This window comes from Acidovorax sp. GW101-11A03 (genome assembly GCF_059424825.1).
Window position 1 is genome coordinate 1 of sequence record NZ_JBWKZU010000031.1, and the last position, 13,147, is coordinate 13,147.

General features: G+C 66.2%; 13 protein-coding genes. 7 read left to right on the forward strand and 6 right to left on the reverse strand.

Annotated elements, in window-relative coordinates:
• Window positions 1-169: 169 nt before the first annotated feature.
• Window positions 170-1,318, reverse strand: coding sequence for a zinc-binding dehydrogenase (locus AC07Z7_RS14125; RefSeq protein WP_494766609.1), 1,149 nt, complete (start codon window positions 1,316-1,318; stop codon window positions 170-172).
• Window positions 1,319-1,449: 131 nt separating this feature from the next.
• Window positions 1,450-2,316: a LysR family transcriptional regulator gene (locus tag AC07Z7_RS14130; RefSeq protein ID WP_094290814.1), complete on the reverse strand. Its 867-nt coding sequence runs from the start codon at window positions 2,314-2,316 to the stop codon at window positions 1,450-1,452.
• An 89-nt stretch (window positions 2,317-2,405) separates the two neighbouring features.
• Here AC07Z7_RS14130 and AC07Z7_RS14135 point away from each other — a divergent pair, with 89 nt between their 5' ends.
• A complete protein-coding gene (locus AC07Z7_RS14135) occupies window positions 2,406-3,377 on the forward strand; it encodes a DMT family transporter (RefSeq protein WP_494766610.1) in 972 nt (323 codons plus the stop codon).
• A 15-nt stretch (window positions 3,378-3,392) separates the two neighbouring features.
• On the opposite strand, the gene AC07Z7_RS14140 is transcribed toward AC07Z7_RS14135, so the two are convergent.
• The 3 genes from AC07Z7_RS14140 to AC07Z7_RS14150 all read right to left on the reverse strand — a co-directional run bounded on the left by AC07Z7_RS14140 (window position 3,393) and on the right by AC07Z7_RS14150 (window position 5,604).
• On the reverse strand, window positions 3,393-3,965 hold the full coding sequence (locus AC07Z7_RS14140) for a P-loop nucleotide/nucleoside kinase family protein (RefSeq protein ID WP_494766611.1): 573 nt from the start codon (window positions 3,963-3,965) through the stop codon (window positions 3,393-3,395).
• Window positions 3,966-4,199: 234 nt separating this feature from the next.
• Window positions 4,200-5,138: an NAD(P)/FAD-dependent oxidoreductase gene (locus tag AC07Z7_RS14145; protein WP_494766612.1), complete on the reverse strand. Its 939-nt coding sequence runs from the start codon at window positions 5,136-5,138 to the stop codon at window positions 4,200-4,202.
• Window positions 5,116-5,604 carry an Rrf2 family transcriptional regulator gene (locus AC07Z7_RS14150; RefSeq protein WP_494766613.1) on the reverse strand — a complete coding sequence of 163 codons (489 nt, stop codon included), beginning with the start codon at window positions 5,602-5,604 and terminating at the stop codon, window positions 5,116-5,118. Before AC07Z7_RS14150 ends, AC07Z7_RS14145 begins: the two co-directional genes overlap by 23 nt.
• 184 nt (window positions 5,605-5,788) lie before the next feature.
• Here AC07Z7_RS14150 and AC07Z7_RS14155 point away from each other — a divergent pair, with 184 nt between their 5' ends.
• Window positions 5,789-6,511 (forward strand): class I SAM-dependent methyltransferase, encoded by a 723-nt coding sequence (locus tag AC07Z7_RS14155; RefSeq protein WP_494766614.1) that lies wholly within the window; start codon window positions 5,789-5,791, stop codon window positions 6,509-6,511.
• Between the two features lie 122 nt (window positions 6,512-6,633).
• Here AC07Z7_RS14155 and AC07Z7_RS14160 read toward each other — a convergent pair whose 3' ends face one another.
• Window positions 6,634-7,572 carry a LysR family transcriptional regulator gene (locus AC07Z7_RS14160; protein WP_494766615.1) on the reverse strand — a complete coding sequence of 313 codons (939 nt, stop codon included), beginning with the start codon at window positions 7,570-7,572 and terminating at the stop codon, window positions 6,634-6,636.
• 118 nt (window positions 7,573-7,690) lie between these two features.
• Here AC07Z7_RS14160 and AC07Z7_RS14165 point away from each other — a divergent pair, with 118 nt between their 5' ends.
• The 5 genes from AC07Z7_RS14165 to AC07Z7_RS14185 all read left to right on the forward strand — a co-directional run bounded on the left by AC07Z7_RS14165 (window position 7,691) and on the right by AC07Z7_RS14185 (window position 13,082).
• Entirely contained in the window at window positions 7,691-8,089 is a 399-nt protein-coding gene (locus tag AC07Z7_RS14165) for a tautomerase family protein (RefSeq protein WP_494766616.1), read from the forward strand.
• A 287-nt stretch (window positions 8,090-8,376) separates the two neighbouring features.
• Window positions 8,377-9,150: a cold-shock protein gene (locus tag AC07Z7_RS14170; RefSeq protein ID WP_494766617.1), complete on the forward strand. Its 774-nt coding sequence runs from the start codon at window positions 8,377-8,379 to the stop codon at window positions 9,148-9,150.
• A 176-nt stretch (window positions 9,151-9,326) separates the two neighbouring features.
• Window positions 9,327-10,565, forward strand: coding sequence for an ROK family protein (locus AC07Z7_RS14175; protein ID WP_494766618.1), 1,239 nt, complete (start codon window positions 9,327-9,329; stop codon window positions 10,563-10,565).
• On the forward strand, window positions 10,562-12,052 hold the full coding sequence (locus AC07Z7_RS14180) for a sugar ABC transporter ATP-binding protein (protein WP_494766619.1): 1,491 nt from the start codon (window positions 10,562-10,564) through the stop codon (window positions 12,050-12,052). Before AC07Z7_RS14175 ends, AC07Z7_RS14180 begins: the two co-directional genes overlap by 4 nt.
• Window positions 12,033-13,082 carry an ABC transporter permease gene (locus AC07Z7_RS14185; RefSeq protein ID WP_494766620.1) on the forward strand — a complete coding sequence of 350 codons (1,050 nt, stop codon included), beginning with the start codon at window positions 12,033-12,035 and terminating at the stop codon, window positions 13,080-13,082. The genes AC07Z7_RS14180 and AC07Z7_RS14185 overlap by 20 nt, the downstream gene beginning before the upstream one ends.
• The last annotated feature ends 65 nt before the right edge of the window (window positions 13,083-13,147 follow it).

Here is a 13,147-nt window from a genome sequence, read left to right on the forward strand (position 1 = left end):
GTACAGGGCTTCGACAGGCTCAGCCCGAACGGTGTTGGGTGATCGAAGGTGGGTTCATCAAAACCCGTTCACGCTGAGCTTGTCGAAGCGCGGTGCAGGGCTTCGACAAGCTCAGCCCGACCGGTTGGGATGGCTGAACGCGAGTCCGTAGGAAAACGCCCGCGCAGCCTCACTCCATCGACGGATCGATCAGCACCTTGGCCCCGGTATTGCGCGGGCCATAAAAAGCAATCGCCTCTGCACTCAGCGCCCCCGCCAGCGACACCGTGCGCGCATAGTGGCTGGCAAACGTGGTCTTCAGCTCGGCGGCCACGCGCGCGCGCAGCGCCTGGGTGGCCTCATTGCCAATCTTCTGCAGAAACGGAAACAGCAGCCACCCGCCCATGCCCCAGGCCATGCCAAAGGTGCGGTGCACTTCGGTGGGCCGCGTGTCCAGGTGGCCGTACAAATACACCTGCTTGTGCACGGCCGAACCGTAGCGGCTGTACTCCTTGGCCGTGCGGTTGATGGCGGCCTCCATGCACTGCAGGATCTGCCCGGCCAGCGTGCCGCCGCCCGTGGCGTCGAACGCAATCGTGGCACCGGTGGCAGCCAGCGCATCCGTCAGGTCGGCCATGAAGGTGGGCGCGCTGCTGTCGCACACATACTGAGCGCCCATCTCGCGCAGCAGCGCCGCCTGCTCTGGCTTGCGCACGATGTTGATCAAAGCGATGCCGTCCTTCTGACACACCTTGTTCAGCATCTGCCCCAGGTTGCTGGCCGCAGCGGTGTGCACCAGCGCAGTGTGGCCCTCGCGCTTCATCGTCTCCACCATGCTCAGCGCCGTGAGCGGGTTCACAAAACACGATGCGCCCTCGGCCGCCGTGGTGCCGGGTGGCAACACCAGGCATTGCGCCGCAGGCATGGCGCGGTATTGCGAATACATGGCGCCGCCGATGACTGCCACCGTGCGGCCCAGCAGCGCCTGCGCGGCGGGCGATGCGCCTGCGGCCACCACCAGGCCTGCGCCCTCGTTGCCCACCGGCATGCTCTGGCCCAGGCGTGCGGCCATGTTGGGCATGGCGCGCTCGGGGATGCGGGCCGTGGCCACCGGCCGATCGGCCGTGCCGCTGACCTGCACGGTGGACCAATCGGCCGGGCCTAGCAGCAGGCCAATGTCCGACGGGTTGATGGGGGTGGCCTGCACCTGGATCAGCACCTCATCGGGCCCCGGCGTGGGCACGGGTGTGGGCTCCAGGCTGAGCTGCAAGGTGCCGTCGGGCTGGACGAGCGAGCGCAATTGCAGGGCGGTGGTAGGGATGGTGACGGTGGTGGTCATGAATGCCTTTCGAGGGGAAAGAGGGCGCGCCTTTCGTTCCACTGCGCGGCCCGGTGCCAAGCATTAGAACGTGATTGCGCTAGAAACACCGTCGCGCAAGTGCCTTGTGGCGGCAGGGGCGGCCTGTGTCTTCAATCCCCCAGCGTCCGCACCATCTGCTCATACATCGCATCCACCGCCGGTGAGCGCTGCGACACCTTGCTGCGCAGCACCGCCACATGCATGGCATCCAGCGGCGGCAGGTCAAACTCCGCCGGCAGGTTCTGCAAGATCTGCAGGTGGGGCGGCACGCTGCAGCGCGTGAGCACGGCCACGGCCAGGCCGCTTTCCACGGCGGCCAGTTGGCCCGCCAGGCTGGAGCTGTGGTACACGATGCGATAGGCCCGGCGCCGCGCCGCCAGCGCCGACAACGTGGCCTGCCGCGCCATGCTGGCCGATTCGTACACCGCAATGGGCAGCGGGTCGCGCCGCCACACCTCGTACTGCGCAGCGCCAACCCACACCAGCGGCTCATCAAACAGAAAGCGCCCGCGCTGCGGCTTGTCGCGCGAGACCAGCGCCAGGTCCAGCTCACCACGCCCCAGGCGCGGGATCAGCGATGTGGACTGCTCGCATGTCAGCTCAATCTCCACCCCCTGGTAGCGGTGCGCAAAGCTGCGCAGCACCGGCGTGAGGTAGGCGCTGGCGTAGTCGTCTGGCACACCCAGCCGCACGCGGCCCGCCAGCTTGGGGCCAAACAGCGCCGCATGCGCCTCGGCCTGCAAATCGAGCACACGGCGCGCGTACGACAACAGCTCGGCCCCGGCTGGCGTCACCTCCAGGTGGCGCGGCCCGCGCAGCAGCACCGGGCGGCCCAGCGCGGTCTCCAGCTTCTTGATCTGCATGCTCACGGCCGATTGTGAGCGGTGCACCAGCGGCGCCGCGCCCGATAGCGAGCCCGCATCCACCACTGCCACAAAGGCGCGCAGCCAGTCGATCTGAAAGTCTGGGTAGTTCATGGGCGGTTTGCTTTGAATTCGCTTATCGAATGGTATCTGTTCGATTTATCCGTTTTACAGCGTAGCCCGAAACCCGGACCATCGGCGGCATGAACCACTCCCCATCCCATACCGCCGCATCGCCATCCCTTGCCAGCACACCGCAGCCCGCCAACGCACACACCCGCGAGCGCGACGGCCAGTGGCTGCTGATTGCCGGTGGTGTGCTGCTGGGCACCATCGGCGTGTTTGTGGAAGAAGCGGGCCAGCACCCGCTGGTCACCGTGTGGTTTCGCTGCGCGTTTGGCGCACTGGCGCTGCTGGCCTGGTGCCTGGGCACGGGGCGGGGGCGCGAGCTTCTGCTCAGCGGCAAAGCCCGCTGGGTGGCCTGCGCCACGGGCGTGCTCATGGTGCTGAACTGGGCGCTGTTTTTTGCGGCCATCCCGCGCACCTCCATCGCCGTGGCCACGGTCATCTTTCACATCCAGCCCATCTGGGTCATCGTGTTTGGCGCGCTGTTTCTGCGTGCGGCCATCTCGCCCCTGCAGTGGCTGGCCACCCTGGCCGCGCTGGCGGGCCTGGTGCTGACCACCGGGCTGCTCGACGGCACGGCCGCAGCCGCTGTCACAGAAAGCAACAACAGTCAGGGCTACCTGGCGGGCGTGTTGATGTGCCTGGGCGGCTCGCTGTGCTACGCGGGCGTCACGCTGCTTGCCAACACGCAAAAGGCCATCAGCCCCTACGCCATTGCCCTGTGGCAATGCCTGGTTGGTGCGGTGGCGCTGGCATGGGCGCCCTTCGTGCTCGGGTGGCCGCCACTGGGCGCCGCTTGGGGCTGGCTGCTGGGCCTGGGCGTGCTGCACACGGGGCTGGCCTATGTGGTGCTGTTTGCAGGCATGGCGCGCCTGGGGCTGGGGCGCATTGCGGTGCTGCAGTTTGTGTACCCGCTCACCGCTGTGCTGGTGGACTGGGCGGTGTATGGCCGCACGCTCAGCCCCGTGCAGTTGGCGGGCGTGGGGCTGATGGCGGCGGCGCTGTGGACGCTGCGGCGGCCTGGCAATGCCGCCGCCAGCGCTGGCTGATCTGCCTGGCCCGCGTCAAATCGGCTGATCTGCCAGCGGCACAAACACCACCGTGTGCGCCTTGCACTCAGCCTGGTCCGGCGGTTGCCACAGGTCGCTGGCCAGCTCAAAAATGTGGGGCGGCACCACCATGGAAAAAGTCTCGCCCCTCTCGGCGTTGCGCTGGTTCACACGCGCGCGGCGCAGCTCGCGCGGGGCGTCCAGCACGTACACCGTCATGGCATCGGCCCAATGCCCCATGCGGGTATAGAACGCATCCCGCTCCTGCTGCCGGATGAGGCCAATCTCCAGCACAACATCGGTGCCAGCGTGCAGAACAGCTTCGGCGGTTTTCCAGATCTGCAAGAGGCAGCGCTGAGTGCGCGCGATATACCAGGCCATCACATCGGCGCCAGGCAGGTCCGGTCGGTCGGGCGAGAACAGCGTGGCCATCCAGTCGTCCAGGTTCAGCGGCACGGCGCTGTGCTGCTGCACCAATTCGCGGGCAAAGGTGGACTTGCCTGCGCCGACCGGGCCGATGACCAGGTGAATGCGAGGGGCCGTGCAGGCAACGGCTGTGGGGACTGCGTGGTTGGAAGTGGTGTGCACGAGAAAGGGCTCCAGAAAAACAAAAAGCCCCCTCTGCAAGCAGAGAGAGCTTTCCATGCGACGGACGAAAAAAAGCCCTCGACGGTGGTGGAGGGCTTTGCGGTTCGCCTAGGCCCAAGAGGCCAAGCGCGATGGGGCAGTGTAGGGGCCTGCTGCGGGGTGCGTCAACCGGTGGTCGGTGCGCCGTGTGTTGAGTCCCCCAGTCACACCCTGCGCGCACCCGGCAAGCGTGGGTCACGCCCCAAACACCAGCGCCTGGTGCGCCCCCACACCCGCCAGCACCCCTTCGGCCGAGGCCAGTGTGGCGTTGTGCCGCATCAGCGTCAGGTCGCCAGCGGCATACACGCCGGGCACCGTGGTCATCTTGTTGGCATCGGTGCGGAGGTACGGGCCCATGGGCCCATCGTCCAACGCGCAGCCCAGTTGCTCGGCCAGCGGGCTGGCAGGGCGGGTGGTGGCGGCCACATACAGCGCATCCAGCGGCACCACGCGCGCATCGCTAGTGGCTTGCAGCCGCGCACCCTGCATCGCCTGGCCCGGGCCTTCCAGCGCGGCGATGGGTGCGGGCTCGATGGCAAGGCCCAGCGCCAGCAGCCGCTCGCGGTCGGCGCTCTCCAGCGTGGTGTCGCCGTTCAGGAAGAGGGTGGTTGGCCCCCAGTCTGCAATCAGCTGCGCGTGCATGGCCGAGCCTGCCGAGTGGTACAGCACGCCCAGCCGCTGGCCTGCAAATTCATAGCCATGGCAATACGGGCAGTGCAAAACCGATGCGCCCCAGCGCTCGCGGAGGCCCGCAATGTCGGGCAAGCCATCCTGCACGCCAAACGCCAGCACCAGCTTGTGGGCCTCCATGTGCGTGCCATCGTCCAGCACCACTTCAAACCCATTCTCCGGCGACCCCGCGCTGTGCTGCGGCGTGGCAGACACCACCGTGCCCTGCACAAAACCCACCGTGGGGTAGGCCGCCAGCTTGCGCCGCGCCTGCTCGATCATCGCCAGCGGCGGCTCGCCATCTTGCCCAAAGAAGCCGTGCGATGCTGCCGCAAACCGGTTGCGCGGCTGGCCTGCGTCCACCACACAAACACGCCGCCGAGCCCGCGCCAGCTGCATTGCGGCCGACAGGCCGGCAAAGCTGCCGCCTATCACGATCACCTCATACGCCTGGGTGGTTGCCATTGCCGCTGTCGCCATGCTCCATCTCCTTGTGACCGTGGCACCCGGCCACCATGCGTTCATGAAACTCGGCCGACAGCTGCGCCAGCGTCACTTCGCCCAGCCGCGCCAGCAGCGCTTCTTCGGCCGCCTGGTAGGCGTCGGTCAGCGCGCGGTTCACCGCCTGCTCGACGATGCAGCCGGGGCTCTCCACGCGGTTGCCCACGGCCAACAGCGTGGGCGCGCCCAGTGCCTCGTAGATGTCGCGCAGCGTGATGTCGGTGAGCGGGCACGACAGCACCCACCCGCCGCCATGCCCCTTGGCCGACGACACAAAGCCCGCATACCGCAGCCCCGCCATCAGGCGGCGCACCACCACCGGGTTGGTCTGCATGGCCTGCGCCATCGCCTCAGACGTGGCGGGCCCCTCCATCTCTGCCATGTGCAGCAGCGCGTGGAGGACGTTGGAAAGTCGGCTATCTCGTTTCATGCAACATTAAAAGTTGCGTGATACTAGCATGGCGCGGCAAACCCTGCCAAAGCCTAGGCAGGTTGCTACTCAATCAATAGCTGCCGGGGCATGATGGACGCGCGGTGAAGGCCAATTTGATGCTGAATTTTCCCTCCCACCACCGTTGCAGACACCGCTGCGGCCGCACCCCCCAACCAGCCCGATGACACACCAGCACACCTCCCCCTTCACCGACCCCGCCGCCGTCGCCCGCTACGCCGAAGGCCCCCGCCGCAACGTGCCCGGCTACGACAGCCTGCTGCGCATGTCCCGCATCCTCTTGGCCGAGCATGTGCCCGCCGATGGTCGCGTGCTGGTGGTGGGCGCAGGTGGCGGGCTGGAGCTGGAAGACATGGCGCGGGCGCACCCCGGCTGGCGTTTTGACGGCGTGGACCCCAGCCAGCCCATGCTGGACCTGGCGGCGCAGCGGCTGCAGAGCGCGGGCGTGCCGGGCGACCGCGTGGCGCTGCACCACGGCTATGTGCAGAGCGCACCGGCCGGGCCGTTCGATGGCGCTACGTGCCTGCTGACTTTTCACTTTGTGCCGCGCGAGGAGCGTGCGGCCATGGCGGCGGAGATCCGGGGGCGGCTCAGGCCCGGGGCACCGCTGGTGGTGGCACATCTGAGCGTGGCGGATGGTGCTGGCCCTGGCGGCGAGGGCGGGGCAGGGGAGCGCGACCTTTGGCTGTCACGCTACTCCGCGTTTCAGGTGGCGTCCGGCGTGCCGCCCGAGCACGCGGCCAGGGCGCGGGACAAGGTGGCTGCAGAGCTGGCGGTGCTGACGCCGCAGGAAGACGAGGCGATTCTGCGCGAGGCTGGGTTCACCGATGTGCAGATGTTTTACATGGGCTTTGCGTTCAGAGGCTGGGTGGCATCGGCCTGCTAGCAGGCAACGAAAGCGGGCCAGTCCACTGACCCCGCATGCCCGCACCTTGCGCACCCCCAGGTTTTCTTGCGGCTGGGGTCACCGGCCCCCGTGCCAGCCAGCCCGTGGTGCACAAAACACCTTCAACGCACAGGCGCCAGCGCCCACCGGTCCTTCGACGCCTTCACCAGAAAATCAATCACCGCCTTCACCCTGGCCGCATTGCGCCGCCCCGGTGATGACACCGCGTACAGCGTGTGCACCGTGCGGGACGCAAAAGGCGCAAGCACCTCCACCAACCGGCCTTGCGCCACATCCGCCGCCGCGAGCGGGCTGGATAACATGCCGATCCCCGCGCCGCTCACCAGTGCGTGGTGCACCAGGGCCGAACTGCTGGCGGCCAGGCGCGAGCGCACGGTCACCTCCAGCGGCTTGCCTTGTGCATTGCGAAAGGCCCATGTCACCGCCGGCCCCTGCGCCGTGTGCGTGACGGTGTGGTGCTGCTGCAGCTCGCTAGGCTCGGCAGGCGTGCCGTGCTGTTCCAAGTACGCAGGGGCCGCGTACAGGCGCCGCTCAAACCGGCCCAGTTCGCGCGCCACCACCAGGTCGCTGTGGCCCACGGTGGTGCGCAGCGCCACGTCGATGCCCTCCGTCACCAGGTCGGCCACGCGGTCATCGGCCAGCAGCTCTACCCGCAGCGCGGGGTAGCGCGCCTGCAGGTCCGCCAGGTGGGGCAACACCAGCGCCTCGCAAATCTCCTGGCTGGAGGCCAAGCGCAAGGTGCCCGCCACGCGGCTGCGCTGGTCGGACAGCGATGCCCCGATGTCCTCCAGCTGCGCCAGCAAGGCACGCGCTTCCTGCGCCAGCTCTGCGCCCTCGGGCGTGGCCGACAGGCCGTGCGTGGACCGGCGCAGCAAGCGCACGCCGTAGCCGGCCTCCAGCCGGTCTACACCGCGCGCGACCACCGACACCGCCACATCCATCTCGCGCGCCGCTGCAGAAAACGAGCGCAGGTCGAGCGACCGCACCAGCCACCGCAGGTCGGCCGGGTCGGGGAGGAAGGAGCGGGGTTCTTTTTTCATCGAGCGCGCCTTTGCGTGCGGAGCAAAAGCCATTATCGCCACGGGCGGTTTCCGTGGCGGGGCGCAATTTCTACAGTGAAGGCTCGTTCAACCCCATGAGTCTTTACAGGAGCCCTCCATGCCCATCCTCAACGTCAAAGTGTCTGCCCAACGCACGCCCGAGCTGTCTGCCCGCATTGCAGAAACCCTGCTGGACCTGACCACCCGCGTGCTCGGCAAGCGGCGTGACCTTACGGCCGTGGTCATCACCTTTGTGGACCCGGCCGACTGGTACGTCGCCGGCCGGTCGCTGGCCGACCTGAAGCGGTCGAGCTTCTACTTCGACGTCAAGGTGGTGGACGAGACCAACACCAAGGCCGAGAAGGCGCGCTACATCGCCGAGGCGTTCGCAGCCTTTGAAGGCCTGTTGGGCACGCTGCACCCCGAAAGCTACGTCTACGTGCAGGACGTGCGCGCCACCGCGTACGGCTTTGGCGGCCGCACGCAGGAATACCGCCACCAGCACCCCGAGCAATAAGAGGTCAAGAAATCAAGCAATCCACCAACAACCACCAGGAGCACCGACATGATGATGACGACAACGAACAACCACCTTGCCAATGTGATCGTGGCCCAGACGTTTGAGCGCGCGGGCGTAGGAGCCTGTCCATCGCCCGCTCGAACCCATCGGGTACATCCCGCCTGCTGAGCCTGAGGCAAACTACTGCCGGCAACTCGCCAGTCAGGTCACTGTGGAAGTGGGCTGACTTAAACCAAACAGCTTCGGCAGAACCAGGGCGTTTCATCCCCCAACATTTGAGAGCTATGCAAGGAAAAATCAAAACATTTACTAGGGAAAAGGGCTTTGGCTTCATCAAGGGGGACGACGACAAGGACTATTTTTTTCACGTCAATTCGTTTGTTCACTCGCGTCCCGAGGCACTAGGTGATGGGAGCGTTGTTTCGTTCGATCCAGTGCCCACCCCTAAGGGTTATCGGGCCGAACGCTGCAAGGTAGTTGAGCTGGTATCCATGGGTTACGAGGGACCGGGTTACCTTGAGATTCTGATTTCTAAGACTGACACCATCAGAGGGTGGGAGCTGATTGAAGTCAGCGATTGGTTCATCTGCTCAATGACGACCAAGGACAAGCTCGCCGCAGAAGATCACATCAAGTTTCGGGCTGCATCGGTTGGTGGCAATGCTCTCATTGATTTTCGCTGCGAGCGCGAAACCGAGAACGAGGGGAACTATAAGTACTCGGTCTTCACTTGTTACGGACGCCCAGCGTTCGCAGCAAGAAGGCGTGTAGGCGGTACTCTGGATGTGACTAACAGACTCACCATCAATATGCTGGCGCAACGGCTGAAGCAGCAGCTCACCGATGAGCGCACTGTGAATCTTCGCCAAGTCAAAAGGATGTGGACAGTGCTGTCGATCAGCATGATCGCATTGATATTCCTGCTTGGCTATTTGGGATATCTGGGATTTGCTGCCGCGATCGGTGTGGCCCTGCTTATCTACGGAGCTTCTTTTGCGCGGAATCGCCGCGATACCAGCGGATGGCTGGCTAAGGTTCCAAAAATCGACGCGTCGTAACCGACCGTTTAGCGGCAAGCCCAAGCTTAATCATTAGCGCTCCGCGACCGGATATCTCAACTTTCACCTAAATTAGGTCAAAGTTCAGTCTTGCCCGGCCAAAGTAGACCGCATAGCATCCCTGTCAAGCACCCACCCCATGAGGTGCTGCGTATGAAAACGACAGGAGACAAGCCTTGCCATCCACCCGCTGGAGTCACTGCGGCACCGAAGACCTGAGCGTCTTGCAGACCATCTTCTGGTCCGCAGGCGCGTCGCGCAATGCGCTGGCGCAGCGCCTCGCCTATTCCAAGAGCAAGGCCAACGCCATGGTCGCGGCGCTGCTCGATGAAGGCCTGCTCGACGAGGTGGGTCTGCAGGAATCCTCTGGCGGCCGGCGTGCCGAAACCCTTCGATTGAGCGAAACCCTGGGCGTGGTGATTGGCGCCGACCTGGGCGCGACCAGCATGCAGGTGGCAGTGATGCGCCCGGACATGACGGTGCTGGCGCGGCATCGCGAGCCGATTGATGTGCGCCAGGGGCCGGGCGTGATCCTGGCGCGGGTGCGGGGGCTGATGCGGGAGCTGCTGGCGCGCTGCGGGCTGGCCCCGAATCAGGTGATTGCCATCGGCATGGGCGTGCCGGGGCCGGTGGATTTTGAAAGCGGGCAGCTCGTCAACCCGCCGCTGATGCCCGACTGGGACGGCTTTTCCATCCGCGACTACCTGCGCGAGGCGTTTGCCGCGCCGGTGTTTGTGGACAACGACGTGAACCTGATGGCTTTGGGCGAGATGTACCGGCTGCAGCGCAACCTGCCCAACTTCCTCGTGATCAAGGTCGGCACGGGCATTGGCTGCGGCATTGTGTGCCACGGGCAGGTGTACCGGGGTGCCAATGGATCGGCGGGCGATGTGGGCCACATCTGCGTGGACCAGCACGGCCCGCGCTGCCACTGCGGCAACCAGGGCTGTGTGGAGGCGATGGCCGCAGCGCCCGCCATGGCGCGCATGGCCATTGAGGCCGCGCAGCGCGGCGAGAGCGCGCTGCTGGCCGAGCGGCTGCAAAGCACCGGCACGCTGACCATTGAAGACGTGGCCCAGGCCAGCCGCACGGGCGATGTGGCGGCCAACGCGATCATCCAGCGCGCGGGCAGCCTGGTGGGGCAGATGCTGGCGTCCATCGTCAACTTCTTCAACCCGTCGCATGTGTTCATTGCGGGGCGGGTGACGGACATGGGGCCGCTGTTCCTCGCGTCGGTGCGGCAGAGCGTGTACCACCGGTCGCTGGCGCTTTCTACGCGGCACCTGGAGATTCAATACGCGCCGCTGGCCGACGATGCCGGTGTGGTTGGCGCAGGCGTGCTGGCGATGCAGGAGAGCCTGTCGCGCGCGGGCTCGGTGGCGGGCGCGGGTGTTGGTGTAGGGGCAGCGCGATGAGCGTGGCCGTCGAGTTCCGCAATGTGACCAAGGAGTTTGGCCCGGTGCGCGTGCTGCACGGCGTGGGCTTTGCGCTGCAGCCGGGCCGCGTCTATGGCCTGCTGGGCGAAAACGGCGCGGGCAAGTCCACGCTGATGAAGATTCTGGCGGGGTATGAGAGCCCGACCACCGGCGAGGTGGTGGTGGATGGCGCGGTGCGCGCCCCGGGCGGCGGATCGCGCGCGGCCGAGGCGCAGGGCATTGTGCTGATCCACCAGGAGTTCAACCTGGCGGACGACCTGACGATTGCGCAGAACATCTTTCTGGGCCACGAGATCAAGAAGGGCCCTTTCCTGGACGACAAGGCGATGCGCGAGAAAACGCGCGCTGCTTTGGCACAGGTGGGCCTGCCGCTGGACCCCGACACGCGCGTGAAGAAGCTCATCGTGGCCGAAAAGCAGCTGGTGGAGATTGCCCGCGCGTTGGCCCGCAATGCGCGCCTGCTCATCATGGACGAGCCCACCGCCACGCTGACCCCGGGCGAGACGGAGCGCCTGTTTGCGCTGATGGCAGGGCTGAAGGCCGCAGGCGTGACCATCATTTACATATCGCACAAGCTCGACGAAGTGGAGCGCACCACCGACGAGGTGGTGGTGATGCGCGACGGCCTGCTGGTGGCGCGCGAGGCCACGGCCAGCGTGACGCGGCGGCAGATGGCCAACCTGATGGTGGGCCGCGAGCTGGCGGATTTGTTCCCGCCCAAGCTGCCTGCGCCTGCGGGTGGAGAGCCGGCCATCCAGGTGCGCGACCTCACGGTGCCGGGCTGGGCCGAGGACGTGAGCTTTGACGTGCGGCGCGGCGAGATTCTGGGCTTTGCCGGGCTGGTGGGCGCCGGGCGCACCGAGCTGTTTGAAGGCCTGCTGGGCCTGCGCCCGCGCTCGGCCGGCACGGTGGAGATTGCTGGCAAACCCGTGCATTTGAAAAGCCCGCGCGATGCGGCGCGCCACGGCCTCACGTACCTGAGCGAAGACCGCAAGGGCAAGGGCCTGCACGTGCACTTCAGCCTGCGGCCCAACCTGACGCTGGTGGCGCTGGAGCGCTATGCCAAGCCCTGGCTCGACCCGGCGGCCGAGCAGGCTGCGCTGCGCGATGCGGTGCAGGAGTTCGGCATCCGCACCGGGTCGCTGGAGGTGCGCGCGTCGTCGCTGTCGGGCGGCAACCAGCAAAAGCTGGCGCTGGCCAAGGTGCTGCACCCCGGCCCCAGCGTGGTGGTGTTGGACGAGCCCACGCGAGGCGTGGACGTGGGCGCCAAGCGCGAGATTTATCACCTGGTGCAGCGCCTGGCAGAGCAGGGGCTGGCTGTTGTGGTGATTTCGTCTGAACTGATGGAGCTGATCGGCCTGTGCCACTGCGTGGCGGTGATGCGCGCCGGGCGGCTGCAGACCACGCTGCAAGAACCCCATTTGACCGAAGAGGAGTTGATCGCACATGCCACAGGTACCCGCTGAAAACGCCGCAGCCCCGCAGACGGGCGGCAGCCGCCAAGCTGCCGCCACTGCGGCGGGAGCCACCGGTGTCAGTGCCTGGTGGGGCAAGCTGCATGGGCTGGGCCCGGTCATCGGTCTCGTGCTGCTGTGCATTGCCGGCACCCTGCTCAACAGCAACTTTGCCACCTACGACAACGTGATGAACGTGCTCACGCGCACGGCCTTCATCGGCATCATCGCGGTGGGCATGTGCTTCGTCATCATCTCGGGCGGCATCGACCTGTCGGTAGGCTCCATGGCGGCGCTGATTGCGGGCTCAGTCATCCTGTTCATGAACGCGATGGCGCCCGTGCTGGGCTCGCCGATGGCGGCCGTGGTGGTGGGCATGCTGCTGGCCGTGGTGCTGGGTGCGGTGTTCGGGCTGGTGCATGGCCTGCTCATCACCAAGGGGCGCATCGAGCCTTTCATCGTCACGCTGGGCACGCTTGGCATCTTCCGCGCGTACCTCACGTATTTCTCGAACGGCGGGGCGATCACGCTGGAGAACGATCTTTCGGACATCTACAGCCCGGTGTATTACGCCAACCTGCTGGGTGTGCCCATCCCCGTGTGGATCTTTCTGCTGGTGGCTGTCATCGGCGGCGTGATTCTGAACCGCACGGCCTATGGCCGCTATGTGCAGGCCATCGGCTCCAACGAGCAGGTGGCGCAGTACGCGGCGGTGGACGTGCACAAGATCAAGATCCTGACGTACATGCTGCTCGGGGTGTGCGTAGGCATCGCCACGCTGCTGTATGTGCCGCGCTTGGGCTCTGCATCGCCCACCACGGGGCTGCTGTGGGAGCTGGAGGCGATTGCCGCCGTCATCGTGGGCGGCACGGTGTTGAAGGGCGGGGCGGGCAGCATCACCGGCACGGTGGTGGGGGCCATCCTGCTCTCGGTCATCAGCAACATCCTCAACCTCACCAGCATCATCAGCGTGTACCTGAACGCTGCCGTGCAGGGGTTCGTGATCATCGCGGTTGCCTTCATGCAGAGGGGCAAGCGGTGATGGATCTTCGGTTTTCTCGGTAGGTCGTTTGACTTTCGTGTTCCCCAGCCGGCCAGCTTCCATGG

What these genes read in the sequence shown, in the direction of transcription:
- AC07Z7_RS14125 (WP_494766609.1), bottom strand. Translation starts at nt 1,318, where the DNA reads ATGACCACCACCGTCACCATCCCTACCACCGCCCTGCAATTGCGCTCG.
- AC07Z7_RS14130 (WP_094290814.1), bottom strand. Translation starts at nt 2,316, where the DNA reads ATGAACTACCCAGACTTTCAGATCGACTGGCTGCGCGCCTTTGTGGCA.
- AC07Z7_RS14135 (WP_494766610.1), top strand. Translation starts at nt 2,406, where the DNA reads ATGAACCACTCCCCATCCCATACCGCCGCATCGCCATCCCTTGCCAGC.
- AC07Z7_RS14145 (WP_494766612.1), bottom strand. Translation starts at nt 5,138, where the DNA reads ATGGCAACCACCCAGGCGTATGAGGTGATCGTGATAGGCGGCAGCTTT.
- AC07Z7_RS14150 (WP_494766613.1), bottom strand. Translation starts at nt 5,604, where the DNA reads ATGAAACGAGATAGCCGACTTTCCAACGTCCTCCACGCGCTGCTGCAC.
- AC07Z7_RS14155 (WP_494766614.1), top strand. Translation starts at nt 5,789, where the DNA reads ATGACACACCAGCACACCTCCCCCTTCACCGACCCCGCCGCCGTCGCC.
- AC07Z7_RS14160 (WP_494766615.1), bottom strand. Translation starts at nt 7,572, where the DNA reads ATGAAAAAAGAACCCCGCTCCTTCCTCCCCGACCCGGCCGACCTGCGG.
- AC07Z7_RS14165 (WP_494766616.1), top strand. Translation starts at nt 7,691, where the DNA reads ATGCCCATCCTCAACGTCAAAGTGTCTGCCCAACGCACGCCCGAGCTG.
- AC07Z7_RS14170 (WP_494766617.1), top strand. Translation starts at nt 8,377, where the DNA reads ATGCAAGGAAAAATCAAAACATTTACTAGGGAAAAGGGCTTTGGCTTC.
- AC07Z7_RS14180 (WP_494766619.1), top strand. Translation starts at nt 10,562, where the DNA reads ATGAGCGTGGCCGTCGAGTTCCGCAATGTGACCAAGGAGTTTGGCCCG.
- AC07Z7_RS14185 (WP_494766620.1), top strand. Translation starts at nt 12,033, where the DNA reads ATGCCACAGGTACCCGCTGAAAACGCCGCAGCCCCGCAGACGGGCGGC.